The sequence below is a fragment of the Subtercola boreus genome, from assembly GCF_003399625.1.
GTDB lineage: Bacteria > Actinomycetota > Actinomycetes > Actinomycetales > Microbacteriaceae > Subtercola > Subtercola boreus_C.
Genome location: NZ_NBXA01000026.1, coordinates 154,990 through 174,396 on the forward strand (window position 1 = coordinate 154,990; position 19,407 = coordinate 174,396).

The window sequence follows — 19,407 nt, forward strand, 5'->3', positions numbered from 1 at the left end:
TCGCCAGGCGCCGCCGGGCGAACCACTCACCGATGGAACTGGTTACCAGCGGTAGTGCGCGAAGGCCTTGTTCGACTCGGCCATCTTGTGGGTGTCCTCACGGCGCTTGACTGCCGCTCCGAGACCGTTCGACGCATCGAGGATCTCGTTGGTGAGGCGCTCGGTCATCGTCTTCTCACGACGACCCTTCGCGTAGGTGGTGAGCCAACGAAGTGCCAGCGTGTTCGCACGGTGAGGCTTGACCTCGACGGGAACCTGGTAGGTCGAGCCACCGACACGACGGCTCTTGACCTCGATGGTCGGACGCACGTTGTCGAGCGCCTTCTTGAGGGTCACGACAGCGTCGGCACCGTTCTTGGTGGATACGCCCTCGAGTGCGTCATAGACGATGCGCTCGGCAAGGCCCTTCTTGCCGTCGAGGAGGATCTTGTTGACGAGCTGGCTGACGATCGGTGCGCCGTAGACGGGGTCTGCGACGACGGGGCGCTTGGGAGCGGGTCCTTTTCGAGGCATTACTTCTTCTCCATCTTCGCGCCGTAACGGCTGCGAGCCTGCTTGCGGTTCTTGACAGCCTGGGTGTCGAGGGCGCCGCGGACGATCTTGTAACGGACGCCGGGGAGGTCTTTCACACGACCCCCGCGAACGAGCACCATCGAGTGCTCCTGGAGGTTGTGGCCTTCACCGGGAATGTAGGCGGTGACCTCGGTGCCGTTGGAGAGCTTGACACGGGCGACCTTGCGGAGAGCCGAGTTCGGCTTCTTCGGGGTGGTGGTGTACACACGGGTGCATACGCCGCGCTGCTGCGGGTTTGACTTGAGAGCAGGCGCTTTGGTCTTGGTGACCTTGCGCGAGCGGCCCTTACGGACCAACTGCTGAATGGTAGGCACTACATGACTCCTTGTGTTTACTGCACGGTGACAGCTGCTACTGATGATTAGCATTCGAACGCGTCAAGGCCTGGGCCCTGTCAGTCGAGTTCATTTGGACCTACCTGCAAACGCGCGGGACCTGGGTCTCAGGCGCCTGTCGGGGGTAGGTATGCCGTGGGGGCCGAGTCACGGGGCCGGCGGAACCGGCACCTTCGATCGAGCCCTGCTTTGTATGATGCATGTCTGGCCCGGAACCGCCCTCCGCTGGAGGGAACCAGAGACGGGCACGGCACGAGAGCACGACAAAGCGCACACCTCGGAAATATTACCCGCTGTGACGGCCGGGGTCAAATGGCGGCAGGGCCCTGCACTACCCGCGATAGCCGGTGTTCTGCACCGTGAACGTCTTGCTGCGCTGCCCACCCGGGCCGACCAGGGTGATTGTGTAGGTGTGGCTCCGCGCGGGGCACGCGAAGGGGATGGAGATCGACCCGCCCGGGCTCACCTCGGAGTACGGCTCGGCACGGGCATCCGTCGTGTCGACGCCCACGAAGGCCGTCTCGGCACCATTGCCCGACCAACTCAGCTGCACGTCGGGCGACGCAGCCGTCGAGCCGGCAGGGCCCTCGCCCGGCACCGGGCAGGTGACGCTCGACGTGGCCGACCCCGACGTGAAGGCGGGCCCTGCCGCATCTCCGGCACCCGACCCACCCGCGGCTGGGTCAGGTGCCGGGTCGCCCGGTGCTGGGGCGGTCGAAGTCGGGGCAGCCGTTGCCGGGGCGGTCGTTCGGGGCGAAGGCGACCCACTCGGCGACGGAACCGGTGAGGTGGATGCTGGCGCCGACGCACGCGACGTGGTACCCTGGGGCGCGCCCAGAGCAAAACCGATGCCGATCGCGGCGGCAACCACCACGATGACTCCGAGCACGATGAGTGGGATCTTCTTCACTCTCTGAGCTTAGCTCATTAAATGAAGAAGACTCGGCTAGGCTGTCGGAGCGTACTGCGGCTCCCCCGTCGGGTACTGCGCCACCGGCGTCTCGGAGAGCTTTGCGTCGTACTCCTGTTGGGCGAGTGCGTTCTTCGCCTTCAGTTTGCGACCGTGCGAGGCGATCCAGGCCCCTGCCCAGATCGGCACCTCGCGGGCGACCAACGCACCGGCGAGAGTGAGCGGATCCATCACGAGCGACTTCACGAAGCTGGTGATGTCCGAGCCCGAGAGAGTCCACGCCTGTACGGCGAGGAGTGCTCCGAGGATCGTGGCGCCGTACACGACGACACCGATCAGGAAGCCTCCGAGCACGTAGGCCCACCAGCCGGCACGGTTCACGATCACCACGGTGAGGATGAGGGCGAGGGCGAAGAAGATCACCGGAACGTAGAACGCCGGGCTCGCCGCGAACTGGCCCACCACGGAGACGAGTCGCGAGCCGGGAACCGAGAACGAGAGGATCGCGGCTGCCGCTGCAGCGTAGACGACAGCGAAGACGAGGGCTGCGAGGAGAGAGACGAGGATGCCGAAGCCGCGGTTGCTGCGGCGCTTCGGGGGCGTCAGGATCGGGACGGCGATCGCCGTGGGCGCCGCGAAGGCCGCTGCGGGGTAGACACCGTTCGGGCTGACGGCAGCCGTCCCGGCGGGGGCACCCTGTGCGGGCCCTCCTGTGGTCTGCGACAGCGGTGCCGCCCCGGACATCGCGCTGTCGGAGGGGGATGAGGGGGATGAGGCGGATGAGGCGCTCTGCGAGGTGGATGCGGGCGTGACGGGGGGCGCGAAGGCGGCGGGTGGCGGGATGAACGCCGCCGCCGGGTACGCGACGGCACCGGTGTCGGCGGCCGACGCTGCGGACTCCGCGGGCATCTGGTCGCTGGCTGCGGTCGACGCAGGCGACTGACCACCCGGCGCCTCCCAGCGGGGCACTGTGTCGGGCACGGCGGGCGGGTCGACGACCTCCGCGCCGTCCGTTCGGGGTTCGGCGATCGGCGCGGGAGTCGTGGCCGGCACGAAGGCCGGCTGAGCGTCGGACTCCGGGACCGCTTCGATCGAGGCATCCGCAGCATCCGAGCCGCCCGATGCGCCGTCGGCGGGGTACGCGGCTTCTGCGTAGACGCTGTCTGCGGCGGGCTCCCCGGCGAAGGCCGGGCCCGGCGCACCCGGCTCTGCGGGCGGCGGCCCGGCGTTCTCGACCCGGTTCGGGGCGTCGTCTTCGGTGCGGTCGTCTGTGCTCATGCGCACACTTTACTCACAGTCCCGCCTCAGCTGAGGGAGGTCACGCTGCGCCGCCGGGAAATCGCGACCAGGGTGAACGCCAGGCCTAGCCCGGTTACGACGACGAGCGTCACGACGACTCCCCCGATGGCCGCTCCGCCGTCGGATCCCGCACCGGTGAGGAGCCCCTGCATCCCGCGCACGGCGGCGGAGAGCGGCAGGATCGACGAGAGCGTCTGGAACCAGCCCGGGCTGAGGGCTGCGGGCACCAGTACCCCCGCAGCGGCGACCTGGAGCACGAGGAAGGCGAGCGAGAGCATCCGGCCCACCCGTCCGAACAGGGCGATGAGTCCCTGGTGCACGACGACGAAGGCGACGGAGAGACCCAGCACGAAGAGGGAGCTCCCGAGAGGGTTCGCCGAGGAGACGCCGATCAGCTGCAGCCCGACGATCACGGCGAGCGCCTGTACGACGGCCAGCCCGAGCGCCGGCAGCAGCGACTGCCTCAGGATGCGCCATCCACCCGCCGACGACGACAGGGCCTGCGCCGTGAACGGTGTCAGGAGCAGGTAGAGCGCGAACGCCCCCAACCAGAGCGCGACGGGGATCATCACCGTCGCGGTGGCGACCTGGGCGCTCGGCAGGGCCTGGCTGTCGGTCACGGTCGTCACCACCGGGGTGGCCACCACCGTGGCGAATGTCGCCTGCTGGTCGGCCGTGTAGCTCGGCACCGCCGCCGCCGCGGTGCCGAGGCCGGACGACAGTGCGCTGACCCCCGAGGCCACGCCGGCCGTGCCCTGGACGAGCTGCGGCGCGTACCCGTTCAGCTGTTGGAGCCCGCCGGTCAGTCCCGACGCGCCCGTGGCTGCCCCGGCGATTCCGGTCACGAGGGTCGGCATGCTGTCGGCGAGTGCGGTCGTGCCCTTCGAGATCAGGGCGTTGCCATCTTTCAACAGCGCCCCGGCCACCGCACCGGCATCGAGGGAGAGCCCCACGTCGAGGCTCGAGAGGGCGACGTCGTCGGACAACTTCTTGATGGCGGCGACCCTCGACGCCACCTCGGCCGTCGTGAGCTTCGGCAGGTCGGTCGACAGGTCGGCGATCTCGACGTTCAGCTCCAGCTGCCGCGCCTCGATGCTGTCCTGCTTCTTCGCCGTGTCGGTGATCCCGTCGGAGAGCAGCGCGCTGCCGTCACGGGCGACTCCGGAGAGTTCGGCCAGTCCGCGGGTGGCGCCCGGCAGGGGTGCGAGCGACGTCGACGCCTTCTCGAGGCCCGAGCTGAGAGTCTCGGCGCCTCCGGTGAGTTTGCCGATCCCGTCGGCCATTCCCGCGCCGAGCGTCGACACCTGGCCGGCGACGGTCACGAGCTCCCCACTCTTCTCCGCGGTGGTCGTCAGCTGGTCGTGGATGCTCGTGAACCCGCCGAGCAGTCCCTTCACGTAGCTCTGGGTCACGCTCGCGGAGAGCGCCTCGTTGACGTTCGTCGCGAGTGCCGAGGCGAGCAGGGCGGCCACGTAGCTCTGGGCACCATTGGTCTTCACCTCGAGGGAGGCGGCAGCCGGGCTGGTGGTGCCCGTCGAGACGTAGAGCTCGGAGAAGTTGCTCGGTATGGTGACGACCGCCGAATAGGCGCCCGAGTCGAGGCCCGCTGTGGCGTCGTCGGCGTTGGTGAGCTTCCAGCTGAATCCGCTGCCGGCCTGGCCGCTGATGAGCTGCGCGGTCAGGAGCTTCCCGGCGGGAACCGTCGTCTCGACACCGTTCACCAGGGTCTTGGTCGTGGCGTCGAGGTTCACGATGGCGGCCGGCAGGTTGGGAGCGCCCGTCGCTCCCTCTGCCGTGTTCGAGAAGGCAGAGACGGCGACCCCCGCCACGAGCAGCGGTGTAGCGACGGCCAGCACCAGGGCGATCATCCGGGTGACGGATGATCGTGGGGCACGGTCGGCGGATTTCAGGAGTGTCGACAGCATGCTCATACGAGGGCTCCCTGTTCGGTCGGGATCGGTGCGGCAGCGAGATGCAGGATGACGAGGGGGCGGCCCGCGAGGGAGAGGGGTACGGCGGGGGTCTCGGCGTGCCCGCCCCGGTGAGCGTCGACGACCTGCTCGGGGAACCCGGCAGCGGAGCCCTGGACGGCGCACACCAGCGTCACGCCATGACCCGCCTGGACGGCGACCGCGGCGAGGAGCTCGGCGACGAGCGGCGCGGGGAGCGGACGCAGGTCGATGGCGATCAACTCGGCCGAGGACGCCAGAGCGAGTGCCACGTCGATGCACCAGCGTGCCGGCACGCCGAGAGCCCTCATCGGGGTGGACTGGTCGGAGGCCACGGGTGTGGCACCGGCATCCGGCGATCCCGCCACCACGTCTTCGAGCACCCGGAGGTGGGCGCCGACCCGCTCGAGCTGCCTGTGCCGTTCGCCCCGGGGGGCATCGAGCCTCACCTCGCCGAGAAGGTACTCGCCGACCGTCAGCGCAGACCCGTCGGCGTCGACGTCGGCCACCAGCCGGGTGCGCCGGCGGAGGGCGGAAGCCTCGAACGGCTGCGGATGACCCAGCACACTGAGGTGACCGGCGAAGCGAGGGAGCCTGCCCGTCAGAGCGGCCAGCACGGCGGCCCCGGCCACATCGGCACCGAGATGGGAATCCGCACCCGGCTCCTCGAGCACCAGCGCGATCCCGCCGGACGGGGTGACGAGGTCGAACGGCTGCTGGCCTGCGAGCGTGAGGGATCCGGCCGCGACCGCGTCGGTGATCGCGGGGCGCGCCACGGGTGGGGCGAGCTGCGCCGCGCGGGCGGCCTTCCGGGCAGCTTTCGCCTCGGCTGCGGCGACTTTTGCGAGCATCCGCTTCTCGGCGGCGGCAGCTGAGCGGGTGACGGGGGCCGGGGCTTCGCCATCGGTGGAAGGGCTCTGCGCCTCGACCTCGGAGGCAGGGCTCTGCGCTTCGACCTCAGGGGCAGCATCCGGAGCGCCGTGCGCGAGCGCGGCCGACTCGGCATCCCCCGGCCGCCAGTCGCGGGCCGCGATCAGCTCGTGCACCTTCTCACCCTCGATGTCGACGTTCGGCAGGTGCCGCCCGAGCCACGCCGGCAGGTACCAGGCGCGGGTTCCGAGCATGGCCATGACCGCGGGGATGAGGGTCATGCGAACGAGGAATGCGTCGATGAGCACGCCGACGGCCAGCGCGAAGGCAAGCGGCTGCACTGCGGCACCCGATCCCGGAACGAACGAGGCGAAGACGCTGAACATGATGAGGGCCGCCGCGGTCACCACTCGGGCTGCTGCGCTGAAACCGTCGAGAACGGATTCCCGCCCCTCGCCGGTGCGCGAGAACTCCTCGCGCATACGGGAGACGAGGAACACGTGGTAATCCATCGCCAGCCCGAACAGCACGGCCATCACGAGGATCGGCATGAAGCTGATCACCGGCCCGACCTTCTGCACACCGAGGAGGTCTGCGAGCACCCCGTCGTTGAAGACGAGCGTCACGACGCCGAGCGAGGCGGCGACAGAGAGCAGAAAGCCGAGGGTCGCACTGATCGGCACTGCCAGCGACCGGAAGACCATCGTCAGCAGCACGAGGCAGAGCCCGACCACGACGAGGGCGAAGATCGGCAGGGCGTCGCCCAGCTGCTGGGAGATGTCGATCGCCACCGCGGTCTGGCCGGTGACCATGTACGTGAATCCGTTTGCTGCCTCGAATGCAGGAGCGTCGTTGCGGAGGGTCTGGACGAGCTGTTTCGTGGCATCGGAATCGGGACCACTCGACGGCGTCAGCGAGACGATCGCCATGTCGAGGGCGCTGTTCGGGATGACCGGGCTCACCGAGTCGACGTCGGCGATGCCGGTGAACTGCTTGCCGAGGGCATCGAGCGCAGCCTGGAGGTTCTGCGCCTCGACCGATCCGATGTCCGCGGTGATCAGCAGCGGGCCGTTGAAGCCGGGGCCGTAGCCTCTGTCGAGCAGATCATAGGCGACACGGGCCTGGGAGCCGGGGGCCTGGTAGCCCGCATCGGGCACGGTGAGGGCGAGGTGGAGCGCCGGGAAGGCCAGTGCCAGCAACGCCAACGGAACGACGATCGCCGTGATCAGCGGTCGACGCGTGACGAGCCGCACCCACCGCCTGCCGAGGGTCGGCTTCGTGCCCGGCGCGGGGTTCTGCATCTCCCGTTCGCGCTTCGCGGTTCGGGAATCGGGCCTCGGAACGAGCTTCGTGTTGAGGAGTCCGAGGATGGCCGGCAGCAGGGTGAGCGCCGCGGCGACGGCGAGCAGCACGCCGAACGCCGCGCCGAGACCCATGATCGACAGGAACGGGATGTTCACCACCGACAGGCCGATCAGGGCGATGATCACGGTGATGCCAGCGAAGACCACAGCGCTGCCCGCGGTGGAGTTCGCGATGGCGACGGACTCCCGGGCGGGCACGCCGGCCGCGAGTTGGGAGCGGTGCCGCGAGACGATGAAGAGGGAGTAGTCGATGCCGACCGCCAAGCCGAGCATCTGGGCGAGGATCGGCGCAGACGAGGAGATCGTGACGAAGTCCGAGACGATCGTGATCGACGAGGTCGAGATGACCACTCCGAAGATCGCGGTGATCAGGGGCATGCCGGCCGCGAGGAGCGAGCCGATGGTGATGGCCAGGATGATCAGGGCGACGACGAGGCTGCCCGCCTCCTGCGACGGGTCCGACGCGGGCTCTGGCGCCTTGACCCCTGCGTAGGCGACGGTCAGGCCGTTCTCTGCGATGCTGTCGCCCATCGCTTCGAGGGCCTCGGTGTCGGCGTCGGTGAGATCGGTGGCCGGCACCGAGTAGGCGATCGAGATGTAGGCCATCGAGTTGTCGGGGGCGATCTGCGCTGCGGCGGCGGCCGCCACGGCGGGGGGCCCCGACGTGTCGAACGGATCGGTGACGCTCGACTGGCCGGGCAACGTCTTCATCTTCGCCGCCACACCGGAGATCTGAGATTCGAAGCTCCGGATGCTCTGCCCGGAGGGTGCGACGAAGATGACCTTGGAGCTGCCGCCGTTGGCTGCGGGGAACCGGCTGCCGAGCAGGTCGATGGCCGTCTGCGACTGCGTTCCCGGGATCTCGACCGCAGCCGATCCCTTGCCGGGGAAGGCGAGCGCACCGCCCACGGCGGCCATCACGATCAGCAGCCACACAGCCATGACGAGGAAGTGTCTCCGGGCTGCGAACGCGCCGATCCGATACAGCAGTACAGCCATCATGGCCCCCGTCAGATGGCACCCAGCGAGGGTCATACCAGGCGATGACTTCGGAAGTCGGGGTGCTCAACGCTCAAGATAGCGGACAGCCAAGTGGGGAAGCAAAAACAGGTGGGGAGGTTCACCCGAAGGTGGGGGGCGCGCCCGGTTGCACACCTTAGGCTGGTGCGGATGAATCCCCCGGTGCACCGTCGCCTCCGCCTGAGCGGGCTGGCCGCAGAACTCCGCGCCGACGATCTCGGTGGCGCGGGTCTCACCCTCTGCATCGGTGATGAGCAGCAGTCGCACGTCTACACGGGCGACCCCCTGGAGCTGCGGTTCGACTACCTCCGCCGCATCGCGAACCTCGCCGGCCTGCTCGCACCGGCGGGCGTTCCGCTCCGGGTGCTGCACCTCGGTGGAGGCGCCCTGACACTGGCCCGCCATCTCGCCCTGGCCCGGCCGGGTTCGCCGCAGACCGTGATCGAATACGAGTCCGACCTGTTCGACTTCGTGACGGAGGCGGCGCCACTGCCGCCCGGCACCGAGCTCCGCGTGATCATCGACGACGCCCGCGCGGGGCTCGACCGGGCATCCGGGGCCGACGGCTACGACCTCATCGTCGCCGACGTCTACCTCGGCTCGACCACACCGGCCCACCTGACGAGTGTGGAGTTCTACCGCGAGGTCACGGCGCTTCTCAGCACCGGCGGGGTCCTCGCCGTCAACGTGGCCGACGATGCGGGCCTGCCCGTCGCCCGGGCGAGCGCCGCGACGCTCGCAGAGGTGTTTCCGACTGTGCTGGTCACCGGCGCAGCGGGACTCACCGACCAGCTCGACGAGGGCAACGCCGTGCTGTTCGCCTCCCGGTGGCGTGGCCTCGCCTCGCTGCAGGCCGGGCTCCAGGCAGCGGGCCCGCACCCGAGCGGACTGGTGGGGGCCGACCGCCTGACCTCCTTCATCGGTGCTGCGCGCCCGGTGCGGGATGCCGTCGTGTCGGGTTCCGGCGCGGGGTATCTCCGCGATCGGGTAGCCGCGGAGGCTCCGAGCGTCCGCGCGCGGGCAGCCGGGGAGGCTCCGGATGCCCGTGGCTGAGCCGCACTCCCCCGGCGCCGCCAGCGGCTTCCCTCTGCCGGCCATCCCCGCGCACGCCCGGGTGGTGGTGGTCGGTGCTGGGCAGGCCGGGCTGTCGGTGGCCCACCACCTGGCGCACAGAGGCCTGGCGCCCGGCCAGGATCTGGTCGTGCTCGACCGTTCCCCCGCCGCCGGGGGCGCGTGGCAGTTCCGCTGGGAGTCGCTGCGGCTCGGCACCGCCCACCGCGTCAACGATCTTCCCGGCATGCGGGAGCTCGGGCTGAGCTTCGAGACCGCCGACCAGGGCCGCGCGGCGCGCGATGTGGTGGGTGAGTACTACGCGGAGTACGAGCGGCACTTCGGGCTCGCGGTCTTCCGGCCGGTGGCGGTGACGTCGGTACGGGAGGCCGCGCGGGCGTCGGATGCCCGGGCGGCGCCGCTTCGCGTCGACTACCGTCGCGGGGCGGGCGACGGCGCGACCCGGGGCACCGTCATCGCCGATCTACTGGTCAACGCGACCGGCACGTGGGGCGCACCGATCCGCCCGTACATCACCGGCATCGAGACGTTCCGCGGTCGTCAACTGAGCACCCCCGAGTACCGCTCGGCCGCCGAGTTCGGGGGCCGGCGGGTGGTCGTCGTCGGTGGCGGCACCTCCGCCGTGGGTTTCGTGCTCGAGCTGGAGGGGATCGCGGCATCCGTCACCTGGGTCACCCGTCGCCCGGTCTCGTTCGCGGGCGAGGAGCCGGGTGAGGCGAGCGCGAGCATGGAGGGCCGGCTCGCCGCGGTCGCGCAGCAGAACGATGCGGCCCGGGAGGGCCGCGTGCTGCCGAGCATCATCAGCGGAACCGGCCTGCCCGCCACGGCCCGCAATCTGGACGCGGCCCGGCGGGGCGTTCTGGTGGCGCGGCCCCTGTTCACCGGCATCGAACCGGGCGGCGTGCGTTTCGCCGACGGCAGCTTCGAGCCGGCCGACGCCATCATCTGGGCCACGGGCTTCCGGTCGGAGCTCGGCCATCTCGACCCTCTGGGCCTCCGGGAGCCGGGCGGCGGTGTGGCCGCGACCCAGGGCAGGGCCGAGCGCGACCCCCGGGTGTTCCTTGCGGGATACGGGCCGCAGGCGTCGACGATCGGCGCGAACCGTGCGGGCCGGCTGGTGGCGCTGCAGGTGCTGGAGGTGTTGGCAGCGCTCAGCTGACCGTCGCCGGCTCGGCCGCGTCGCTTACTCCGATACGCCGGTTGCGCACGATGCTCGACAGGAATCCCGCGCCGATGAACACGATGCCCACGAGCCCGGTGACCACGTCGGGAATGTCTGCCCGGATCGAGACCAGCAGGATCACCGCCAGGGCCCCGACCGCCCAGAGCGCCCCGTGTTCGAGATAGACGAACTGGCTGAGGGTGCCCTGGCGCACCAGGAAGATCGTGAGCGACCGGATGAACATCGCCCCGACACCGAGCCCGATGGCGATCACGATCGGGTCTGACGTGATGGCGAAGGCGCCGATGACGCCGTCGAACGAGAAACTCGCATCCAGAACCTCGAGATAGAGGAAGAGGAAGAACGCCGCGCGCCCCACGACGACCTTGACCTGCCGGCCGGGCTTGACGGGGTCGACGTCCTCGCCGCCGCCCTCCTCGGCCGACTGCTCGAACACCTGTCCGAGGGCGGTGACCAGCAGGAACGATCCGATACCGATCACGCCGCTCAGCAACACCGTGCCCGGGTCTTCGGCCACGAACTGCGAGACCAGCACGAGCACGATGATCGAGACGATCACGCTCGCTCCCGGAACCCGTCCGACGGTCTGCAGCACCTTCTCGACCGGCTTGATCCAGAGAACTTCGCGTTCGTCGAACATGAAGTCGAGGAACAGCATCAACAGGAACATGCCGCCGAAACCGGCGATCGCCGGATGAGCTGCGTTCAGGATGAAGCCGTACGTGCCCGGAACGGCCGGGTCACCCTTCTCGAATGCCAACTGCACGGCCTGCACCGGCCCGAGCCCCGCCGTCACCGCGACGACGAGGAACGGAAAGACCAGCCTCATGCCGAAGACGGCGATGATGACACCGACGGTGAGGAAGATGCGCTGCCACGCCGCGTTCATGCGCTCGAGGATCGTGGCGTTGACCACCGCGTTGTCGAACGAGAGCGAGATCTCGAGCACGCTCAGCACCACCACCAGCACCAGGGCTGCGGGGCCGCCGTAGAGGAAGCCGAGCGCGAGGCCCACCAGGAGCACGGCGAACGACCAACCGAAGTTCTTCAGCACGTGCATCCATTCCGAGTCATCAGGCAAGTCTAGGTGCGGAACGGAGAAGGGCCCCCTCACCGAGGTGAGAGGGCCCTTCCGATCCTGCAGCTACCGCCTAGTTGTAGGTACCGGGCGTGTAGTCGTCGCTCGAGAAGCTGTCGAAGTCGACGAACGACAGGTCAGCCTCCGAGAACACCGCGTCATCGGTGAAGATGCGGTTCGGGTAGCGCTCGGCCTTGGCCTCCTCGGTTGCCTCAACGGTGACGTTGCGGTACTTCTGGAGTCCGGTTCCAGCCGGGATGAGCTTTCCGATGATGACGTTCTCCTTGAGCCCGACGAGCGGGTCGCTCTTGCCCTCCATGGCGGCCTGCGTGAGAACACGCGTGGTCTCCTGGAAGGAAGCGGCAGAGAGCCAGGACTCGGTCGCGAGGGAGGCCTTGGTGATACCCATGACCTCCTGGCGGGCCGAAGCGGTCTTGCGACCCTCGGTCAGCGCCTCACGGTTGAGGATGTTGTAGCGCTGGCGGTCGACGAGCTCACCGGGGAGCAGGTCGGTGTCACCGTGGTCGACGACAGTCACCTTGCGGAGCATCTGGCGAACGATGACCTCGATGTGCTTGTCGTGGATCGGCACACCCTGCGAGCGGTAGACACCCTGCACACCACCGACGAGGTGCTCCTGCACGGCGCGGACGCCGCGAACCCGGAGAACCTCCTTCGGGTCGATCGCACCGATGTGCAGCTGCGTTCCGAGCTCCACGTGGTCGCCGTCCTCGATGAGGAGGCTGGCACGCTTCAGCACCGGGTAGGCGATGGCCTCGTCGCCGTTGTCGGGCGTGAGGATCAGCTTGCGGCTGCGGTCGGTGTCTTCGATGGTGATGCGGCCAGCAGCTTCTGCGATGGGCGACGCACCCTTGGGGGTACGTGCTTCGAAGAGCTCCTGCACGCGGGGCAGACCCTGCGTGATGTCGTCAGCCGATGCGGAACCACCCGTGTGGAAGGTACGCATGGTCAGCTGGGTGCCGGGCTCACCGATCGACTGTGCGGCGATGATGCCGACGGCCTCTCCGATGTCCACCAGCAGTCCGGTGGCGAGCGAGCGGCCGTAGCAGGCAGCACACACACCGACGGCCGACTCGCAGGTCAGAACCGAGCGCACCTTGATGTTCTCGACACCGGCCTCGACCAGCTTGTCGATCAGCACGTCGCCGATGTCCTCGCCGGCTTCGGCTACGACCGTACCCTTGGCGTCGACTGCGTCGGCGGCCAGGCTCCGGGCGAACACCGAGTTCTCGACGTTCGAGTCCTTGATGAGCACACCATTGGCGTCGTGCGCCGCGATGGCCAGGTCGAGGCCCTTGGTGGTGCCGCAGTCGTCTTCACGAATGATGACATCCTGCGAGACATCCACCAGACGACGGGTGAGGTACCCGGAGTCGGCGGTACGCAGAGCCGTGTCGGCGAGTCCCTTGCGAGCACCGTGCGTCGCGATGAAGTACTCAGCAACACTGAGGCCCTCACGGTACGACGAGATGATCGGGCGAGGGATGATCTCACCCTTCGGGTTGTTCACCAGTCCTCGCATACCCGCGATGTTGCGGATCTGCAGCCAGTTACCACGAGCACCCGACGTCACCATGCGGTTGATGGTGTTGTTCGCCGGGAAGTTCGCCTGCATGGCCTCGGCGACGTCTTCAGTCGCCTTGGTCCAGATCTGAATCAGTTCCTGGCGACGCTCGGCGTCGGTGGTCAGACCCTTCTCGTACTGCGTCTGCACCTTGGCGGCGAGCTTCTCGTAGGTCGCAACGATCTCGCGCTTGTTCGGCGGGGTCAGAACGTCGGAGAGAGCGACGGTGACGCCTGAGCGGGTGGCCCAGTAGAAACCGGCATCCTTGATGCGGTCGAGCGCTGCAGCAACCTCGACCTTCGGGTACCGCTCGGCGAGGTCGTTGACGATGGCCGAGATCTGGCCCTTGTCTGCGACGGCTTCGACGTACGGGTAATCGGTCGGCAGCGTCTCGTTGAAGAGCGCGCGACCGAGGGATGTCTCGACCAGCGTGACACCGGGGGCGTGGTTGCCCTCGGCCAACACAGCGTTCTCGGGAGCTTCACCCTCGGCGAAGGTGATGTTCTCGAGGCGGATGCGCACCTTGGCATTGAGGTCGAGGGTGCCCTGGTCCTTCGCCAGGATGGCCTCGGCAACGCTCGAGAACGCACGGCCCTCACCGACGACGCCCTCGCGGAGAGTCGTCAGGTGGTGCAGGCCGATGATCATGTCCTGTGTGGGCAGGGTCACCGGGCGGCCGTCGGACGGCTTCAGGATGTTGTTCGACGCGAGCATCAGGATGCGCGCCTCGGCCTGGGCCTCCACCGACAGCGGAAGGTGCACGGCCATCTGGTCACCGTCGAAGTCCGCGTTGAACGCGGTGCAGACGAGCGGGTGCAGCTGGATCGCCTTGCCCTCGACGAGCTGGGGCTCGAAAGCCTGGATGCCCAGTCGGTGCAGCGTGGGTGCACGGTTCAGCATGACCGGACGCTCGCGGATGATCTCCTCGAGCACATCCCACACCTGGGGGCGGCTCCGCTCGACCATACGCTTCGCGGCCTTGATGTTCTGGGCGTGGCTCAGATCGATCAGGCGCTTGATCACGAACGGCTTGAACAGCTCCAGGGCCATCTGCTTGGGCAAACCGCACTGGTGAAGCTTCAGCTGGGGACCACCGATGATGACCGAACGGCCCGAGTAGTCCACGCGCTTGCCGAGCAGGTTCTGGCGGAACCGACCCTGCTTTCCCTTGAGCATGTCGCTCAGGGACTTCAGAGCGCGGTTGCCGGTACCCGTGACCGGGCGACCACGGCGGCCGTTGTCGAACAGTGCGTCGACGGCCTCCTGCAGCATCCGCTTCTCGTTGTTGACGATGATCTCGGGGGCACCGAGGTCAAGGAGGCGACGAAGACGGTTGTTGCGGTTGATCACGCGACGGTAGAGGTCGTTGAGGTCGCTTGTCGCGAAGCGGCCACCATCCAGCTGCACCATCGGGCGGAGTTCCGGCGGGATCACGGGGACCACGTCGAGAACCATCGCGGCCGGCGAGTTGCCGGTGATCAGGAACGAGTTGACGACCCGGAGGCGCTTGATGGCGCGGATCTTCTTCTGGCCCTTGCCCTCGGAGATCTGCAGGTGCAGCGTGTCCGACTCAGTTGCAAGATCAAAAGCTTCCAGGCGCTTCTTGATCGCCTCGGCACCCATGTAGGCCTCGAAGTACTGGCCGTAACGGTCCTGCAGCTCGTGGAACACGGAGTCTTCGGGCTTCAGCTCGCCGACCTTGAGGCTGCGGAAGTCCTCCCACACGCGCTCGAGCTGGGCGATCTGCTCGTCGAAGGACTTGCGGGCCTGGCCCATCTCCTTCTCGGCGCCGTCTTTCGTCCGGCGCTTCTGGTCGCTCTTGGCGCCTTCTGCCTCGAGGGCAGCCAGGTCGTTCTCGAGCTTCTGAAGACGGTCGGCGATCCGGCTGTCGCGCTGGTCGCTGAGGGCCTTGATCTCGAGCCGGAGCTCGTTCTCGAGGCCGGGCATGTCTTCGTGACGGCCGTCCTCGTCGACCGAGATGATCATGTAGGCCGCGAAGTAGATGACCTTCTCGAGGTCTTTCGGAGCCATGTCGAGCAGGTAGCCGAGGCGGGACGGAACGCCCTTGAAGTACCAGATGTGCGTGACGGGGGCGGCGAGCTCGATGTGGCCCATACGCTCACGGCGCACAGACGACTTCGTCACCTCGACACCGCAGCGCTCACAGACGATGCCCTTGAAGCGCACTCGCTTGTACTTGCCGCACGAGCACTCCCAGTCACGGCTCGGCCCGAAGATCTGCTCTCCGAAGAGGCCGTCCTTCTCGGGCTTCAGTGTGCGGTAGTTGATCGTCTCGGGCTTCTTGACCTCACCGTGCGACCACTTGCGGATGTCATCAGCCGTAGCGAGACCGATCCGCAGTTCGTCAAATGTTGTAACGTCGAGCAATTTTTTCTTCTCTCCTGGAAAAACGTCAGCTAAAGAGGGTTTTGACCCGATTCGCGATCTCGCGAATCACATCATTGGCTAACTCAGATGTCGTCGATGGACGAGTTCTCGAACCGCGTGGAGATGTTGATACCGAGCTCTTCCGCAGCGCGGAACACCTCGTCATCGGTGTCGCGCAGGCTGACTGCGGTGCCGTCCGCCGAAAGAACTTCGACGTTGAGGCAGAGCGACTGCATCTCCTTGATGAGCACCTTGAAGGACTCGGGGATACCCGGCTCCTGGATGTTCTCACCCTTGACGATCGCTTCGTACACCTTCACGCGGCCGAGGATGTCATCCGACTTGATCGTCAGAAGCTCCTGCAGTGCGTACGCGGCGCCGTAGGCCTCGAGTGCCCACACTTCCATCTCACCGAAGCGCTGCCCACCGAACTGTGCCTTACCACCCAGCGGCTGCTGCGTGATCATGGAGTACGGACCGGTCGAACGAGCGTGGATCTTGTCGTCGACGAGGTGGTGGAGCTTCAGGATGTACATGTAGCCGACCGAGATGGGCTCGGGGAACGGCTCGCCGGAGCGGCCGTCGAAGAGCGTCGCCTTGCCGGTGCCGTTGATGAGACGGTCGCCGTCACGGGTCACGAGGGTCGAATCGAGCAGACCACCGATCTCCTCCTCGAGCGCGCCGTCGAACACCGGGGTGGCGACCTTGGTGTTCGGGGCAGCCTCGTGCGCGGCCTCGGGAAGACGGCCGGCCCACTTGTTGCTCTTGCCCTCGACCTTCCAGCCCTGCTTGGCGATCCAGCCCAAGTGGATCTCGAGAACCTGGCCGAAGTTCATTCGCCCAGGGATACCGAGCGGGTTCAGGACCACGTCGACGGGGGTGCCGTCTGCAAGGAACGGCATGTCCTCCACCGGCAGGATCTTCGCGATGACGCCCTTGTTGCCGTGGCGGCCCGCGAGCTTGTCGCCCTCGGTGATCTTGCGCTTCTGGGCGATGTAGACGACCACGCGCTGGTTGACGCCGGAACCGAGTTCGTCGTCGTTCTCGGCAGAGAACTCCTTGACGGCGATGATGGTTCCGCGCTCGCCGTGGGGCACCTTCAGCGAGGTGTCGCGCACTTCGCGGCTCTTCTCGTTGAAGATCGCGCGGAGCAGGCGCTCCTCGGCACTCAGCTCGGTCTCACCCTTGGGTGTGACCTTGCCGACGAGGATGTCGCCGGGGCGGACCTCTGCGCCGATCCGGATGATTCCGCGCTCGTCGAGGTCGGCGAGCAGCTCCGGGCTGACGTTCGGGAGGTCACGGGTGATCTCCTCCTTGCCGAGCTTGGTGTCGCGGGCATCCACTTCGTACTCTTCGATGTGGATCGAGGAGAGCGTGTCGTCCTTCACCAGGTTCTGGCTGAGGATCATCGCGTCTTCGAAGTTGTAGCCCTCCCACGGCATGAACGCCACGAGGAGGTTCTTGCCGAGCGCGAGCTCACCGTTCTCGGTGGCGGGGCCATCGGCGATGACCTCTCCGACCTCGACGCGGTCACCCTCGTTGACGATGACGCGCTGGTTGTAGCTCGTGCCCTGGTTCGAGCGGTCGAACTTGCGGAGGTAGTAGGTCTCGACCCCACCCTCGTCGAGGAGCACCGACACGGCATCGGCACTGACCTCCTGCACGACACCGGCGTGCTGGGTGGTGACCACGTCACCGGCGTCGACGGCCGCGAAGCCCTCCATACCGGTTCCGACCAGGGGGCTGTCGCTCATCAGGAGCGGCACGGCCTGGCGCTGCATGTTCGCACCCATGAGGGCGCGGTTCGCATCGTCGTGCTCGAGGAAGGGTATGAGGGACGTCGCGACGGAGACCATCTGGCGCGGGGAGACATCCATGTAGCCGATGTCCTCGATGGGGAAGAGGTCGACCTCGCCACCCTTCTTGCGGGCGAGCACGCGGGGCTCGGCGAAGCGGGCCTCCTTGGTGAGCGGCGCGTTGGCCTGCGCCACCACGTACTCATCCTCTTCGCTCGCGGTGAGGTAGTCGATGGTCTCCGAGACGACGCCGTCGATGACACGACGGTACGGGGTCTCGATGAAACCGAACGAGTTGATGCGGGCGAACGACGCCAGCGAACCGATCAGGCCGATGTTCGGGCCCTCAGGGGTCTCGATGGGGCACATGCGGCCGTAGTGGCTGGGGTGCACGTCGCGAACCTCGACGCCGGCACGCTCACGGGACAGACCACCCGGGCCGAGCGCAGACAGTCGACGCTTGTGCGTCAGGCCGGCGAGCGGGTTGTTCTGGTCCATGAACTGCGACAGCTGCGAGGTGCCGAAGAACTCCTTGATCGCGGCGACGACGGGGCGCACGTTGATCAGGGTCTGCGGGGTGATCGCCTCGATGTCCTGCGTGGTCATCCGCTCACGCACCACGCGCTCCATACGGGAGAGTCCTGTACGGACCTGGTTCTGGATGAGCTCGCCGACGGCACGGATGCGACGGTTGCCGAAGTGGTCGATGTCGTCGATGTCGAGACGGATCTCCACAGCCTTGCCACCGCGGGTACCCGGGAGCGTGGTCTGGTTCTCGTGGAGGGCCACGAGGTACTTGATCGTCGCGATGATGTCGGCGTTCGTCAGAACGGAGTTCGACAGCTCGCTCTCGAGACCGAGCTTGCGGTTGATCTTGTAACGACCGACCTTCGCGAGGTCGTAGCGCTTCGGGTTGAAGTAGAAGTTGTCGAGCAGCGCACGTGCGGCCTCGGCAGCAACCTGCTCGCCCGGGCGGAGCTTCCGGTAGATGTCCTTGAGGGCTTCTTCCTTCGTCAGGATGGAGTCCTTCTCGAGGGTTGCCTCGATGGAGGAGTAACCCTTGAACTGCTCGAGGATCTCCTCGCTCGTGAGGCCGAGGGCCTTCAGGAACACGGTGACGCTCTGCTTGCGCTTGCGGTCGATGCGCACGCCCACCTGGTCGCGCTTGTCGATCTCGAACTCGAGCCAGGCACCGCGGCTCGGGATGACGCGGGCCGAGTAGATGTCCTTGTCGGAGGTCTTCTCGAGCTGGCGGTCGAAGTAGACGCCCGGGCTCCGCACGAGCTGGGACACGACGACACGCTCGGTGCCGTTGATGATGAACGTGCCCTTTTCGGTCATCAGGGGGAAGTCGCCCATGAAGACGGTCTGGGTCTTGATCTCGCCGGTGAGGTGGTTCATGAACTCGGCCTCGACGTAGAGCGGGGCGGCGTAGGTCTTGCCGCGCTCCTTGCACTCGTCGATGGTGTACTTCTCGGGCTCGAGGAACGGGCTCGTGAAGCTGAGCTGCATGGTCTCGCCGAGGTCTTCGATCGGGGAGATCTCCTCGAAGATCTCATCGAGGCCGGAGTGCTCAGGAAGGTCTTTGCGACCCTGCTCCTTTGCTTCAGCGACGCGTGCCTTCCACACGTCGTTGCCCACGAGCCAGTCGAAGCTCTCGGTCTGCAGGGCAAGCAGATCGGGAACAGTCAGGTTGTCAGAAATTTTGGCGAACGAGAGTCGCGATGCTCCGCGACCGTTCTTGGGTGTGGTGGTGGTTGCGTTGCTCGCAGCAGCCAAGGAAATAACCTCCGTGGACCCCGTCGGGTCTCAGTACTGGGTTTACTTTTGGTCGAACTCGCCAGACCCTCGAACAAAACCCGCCTGACTTTTGATGTGCACAGGGGTTCTGGAGTGATGCTGCGGTTTCGCCTGACGAAGAAGAAACTGCAGCGCGAGCCGACCGCAATATGAAGGCATAGGAGTACTGGGAGCGCAAGGAACAAC

At 67.2% G+C, this 19,407-nt stretch carries 11 protein-coding genes; 2 read left to right on the forward strand and 9 right to left on the reverse strand.

Features of this window, described 5'->3' with window-relative positions; all coding sequences use genetic code 11:
- Positions 1 to 42 precede the first annotated feature (42 nt).
- From rpsG to B7R21_RS14240, 6 genes are all read right to left on the reverse strand, one after another.
- Positions 43 to 513 carry a 30S ribosomal protein S7 gene (gene rpsG, locus B7R21_RS14215; protein ID WP_116283902.1) on the reverse strand — a complete coding sequence of 157 codons (471 nt, stop codon included), beginning with the start codon at positions 511 to 513 and terminating at the stop codon, positions 43 to 45.
- Entirely contained in the window at positions 513 to 887 is a 375-nt protein-coding gene (gene rpsL, locus B7R21_RS14220; protein WP_116283903.1) for a 30S ribosomal protein S12, read from the reverse strand. The genes rpsG and rpsL overlap by 1 nt, the downstream gene beginning before the upstream one ends.
- A 352-nt stretch (positions 888 to 1,239) precedes the next feature.
- The gene (locus B7R21_RS19755) at positions 1,240 to 1,818 is read right to left on the reverse strand and encodes a hypothetical protein (protein WP_147305898.1); all 579 of its coding nucleotides are present in this window, start codon (positions 1,816 to 1,818) and stop codon (positions 1,240 to 1,242) included.
- A gap of 36 nt (positions 1,819 to 1,854) precedes the next feature.
- The gene (locus B7R21_RS14230; RefSeq protein WP_116283905.1) at positions 1,855 to 3,096 is read right to left on the reverse strand and encodes a hypothetical protein; all 1,242 of its coding nucleotides are present in this window, start codon (positions 3,094 to 3,096) and stop codon (positions 1,855 to 1,857) included.
- Positions 3,097 to 3,122: 26 nt separating this feature from the next.
- Positions 3,123 to 5,048 carry a YhgE/Pip family protein gene (locus tag B7R21_RS14235; RefSeq protein WP_116283906.1) on the reverse strand — a complete coding sequence of 642 codons (1,926 nt, stop codon included), beginning with the start codon at positions 5,046 to 5,048 and terminating at the stop codon, positions 3,123 to 3,125.
- Positions 5,045 to 8,299 carry an MMPL family transporter gene (locus B7R21_RS14240; protein WP_216364245.1) on the reverse strand — a complete coding sequence of 1,085 codons (3,255 nt, stop codon included), beginning with the start codon at positions 8,297 to 8,299 and terminating at the stop codon, positions 5,045 to 5,047. The genes B7R21_RS14235 and B7R21_RS14240 overlap by 4 nt, the downstream gene beginning before the upstream one ends.
- A 171-nt stretch (positions 8,300 to 8,470) precedes the next feature.
- On the opposite strand from B7R21_RS14240, the gene B7R21_RS14245 reads away from it, so the two are divergent.
- Positions 8,471 to 9,373 (forward strand): spermidine synthase, encoded by a 903-nt coding sequence (locus tag B7R21_RS14245; protein WP_147305899.1) that lies wholly within the window; start codon positions 8,471 to 8,473, stop codon positions 9,371 to 9,373.
- A complete protein-coding gene (locus tag B7R21_RS14250; protein ID WP_116283908.1) occupies positions 9,360 to 10,550 on the forward strand; it encodes an FAD-dependent oxidoreductase in 1,191 nt (396 codons plus the stop codon). The genes B7R21_RS14245 and B7R21_RS14250 overlap by 14 nt, the downstream gene beginning before the upstream one ends.
- Here B7R21_RS14250 and B7R21_RS14255 read toward each other — a convergent pair.
- The 3 genes from B7R21_RS14255 to rpoB all read right to left on the reverse strand — a co-directional run bounded on the left by B7R21_RS14255 (position 10,543) and on the right by rpoB (position 19,200).
- Entirely contained in the window at positions 10,543 to 11,655 is a 1,113-nt protein-coding gene (locus B7R21_RS14255; RefSeq protein WP_253259821.1) for a DUF475 domain-containing protein, read from the reverse strand. The two genes, B7R21_RS14250 and B7R21_RS14255, sit on opposite strands and share 8 nt — an antisense overlap.
- 70 nt (positions 11,656 to 11,725) lie before the next feature.
- Complete coding sequence (locus tag B7R21_RS14260) at positions 11,726 to 15,625, reverse strand: DNA-directed RNA polymerase subunit beta' (protein ID WP_116283910.1); 3,900 nt, start codon at positions 15,623 to 15,625, stop codon at positions 11,726 to 11,728.
- Between the two features lie 83 nt (positions 15,626 to 15,708).
- On the reverse strand, positions 15,709 to 19,200 hold the full coding sequence (rpoB, locus tag B7R21_RS14265) for a DNA-directed RNA polymerase subunit beta (protein ID WP_116283911.1): 3,492 nt from the start codon (positions 19,198 to 19,200) through the stop codon (positions 15,709 to 15,711).
- Positions 19,201 to 19,407: the final 207 nt, after the last annotated feature.

What these genes read in the sequence shown, in the direction of transcription:
- B7R21_RS14245 (WP_147305899.1), top strand. Translation starts at nt 8,471, where the DNA reads ATGAATCCCCCGGTGCACCGTCGCCTCCGCCTGAGCGGGCTGGCCGCA.
- B7R21_RS14240 (WP_216364245.1), bottom strand. Translation starts at nt 8,299, where the DNA reads ATGGCTGTACTGCTGTATCGGATCGGCGCGTTCGCAGCCCGGAGACAC.
- rpsG (WP_116283902.1), bottom strand. Translation starts at nt 513, where the DNA reads ATGCCTCGAAAAGGACCCGCTCCCAAGCGCCCCGTCGTCGCAGACCCC.
- B7R21_RS14250 (WP_116283908.1), top strand. Translation starts at nt 9,360, where the DNA reads ATGCCCGTGGCTGAGCCGCACTCCCCCGGCGCCGCCAGCGGCTTCCCT.
- B7R21_RS14230 (WP_116283905.1), bottom strand. Translation starts at nt 3,096, where the DNA reads ATGAGCACAGACGACCGCACCGAAGACGACGCCCCGAACCGGGTCGAG.
- B7R21_RS14235 (WP_116283906.1), bottom strand. Translation starts at nt 5,048, where the DNA reads ATGAGCATGCTGTCGACACTCCTGAAATCCGCCGACCGTGCCCCACGA.